Source organism: Thiolapillus sp. (assembly GCF_048562965.1).
GTDB classification, from domain to species: domain Bacteria; phylum Pseudomonadota; class Gammaproteobacteria; order Chromatiales; family Chromatiaceae; genus Thiolapillus; species Thiolapillus brandeum_A.
Map to the genome: position 1 here is coordinate 1 of NZ_JBHNMF010000906.1, position 1,146 is coordinate 1,146.

Below are 1,146 nucleotides of genomic sequence, written 5' to 3' on the forward strand. Positions count from 1 at the left end.
CAGTGTGGAATATACGGCGACCGTTACGGTTACGGAGGTCAACGATCCGCCTGCAGCACAAGACCTTAATGTTGTGGTAACAGAGGACTCGACTGGTGATGAATGGGATATTGGTGCCAGTGATGTCGACAGCACATTTGTTACCGGCGTTATTGTCACACAGCCCAGTCATGGTACGCCCAGGGCGCCATATAAGAAACTCAACAGCTGTTCTGGAAGTTGCGGGCAGTTGAATGGTTCTTATTATGTAGGATACACCCCGGATTCTGACTATTACGGTACAGATTCGTTCGAGTACAAGATATGTGACGATAAAGGCACTTGCGCTCAGAAGTATACGGTTACCATAGCTGTTAATGGTGTCAATGATGCGCCGGTATTCGATGATTTTACAATCTCAACAGGTGAAGATACGGCAAGTCAGCCTTATACGTTAAATGCCACAGATGTGGATGCAACCGATGTAATCACATATACCATAAAAAATGGTGACAATGCCGATCCGGCACATGGCGTCGCTTCTATCACTGGTGATCAAGTGTCGTTCATACCGCATTTTGACTGGAATGGGTCGACAACATTCAAAGTCACGGCTTGTGATAACAACAGTACCGGCACGTTGAACCCTGGTGTGCCTGCCTGCACTGTTGCTACAGGCACAGTAACGGTTAGGCCACAAAACGATGCTCCTACAGCAAAAGACATTTCTGTAGCGGCGACAGAAGACCAGCCCTCTGTTGTCGACATTGATGCTTATGACGCCGACAGCACATCGGTTACGGGGCAGATAGTAACGCAGCCTACCCATGGGACAGTAACAGCCCCTTCAAAACATACGGATTCGTGCATGAATCCTTGTGGGCAGATCGATGGAGCCTATGTTGTGGAATACACGCCGGATAAAGACTATTACGGCCCGGATTCCTTCGAGTACAAAATATGCGATGACCAGGGGGCCTGCTCTCCGACATACGCAGCGACAGTCGATGTGGCGCCGGTAAATGACCCACCACAGGCGGCTGAACTGGAATTCCTGGCCAAAAAAGGCATGCAGACGGGGTGGAAAGCGCCCATTGTACTAGACCCGGATCCCAACCAAACCTTTACGCTGTCTATCGTATGGCATGGAACGAACCTAACCCCGAC

Annotated in this window: 1 protein-coding gene; it reads left to right on the plus strand. The window is 49.8% G+C overall.

All coding sequences use genetic code 11. The annotated features are described in order from the left end of the window. The coding region (locus tag ACOCD2_RS21070) for an Ig-like domain-containing protein (RefSeq protein WP_419626050.1) at positions 1-1,146 on the plus strand (1,146 nt) is incomplete at both ends.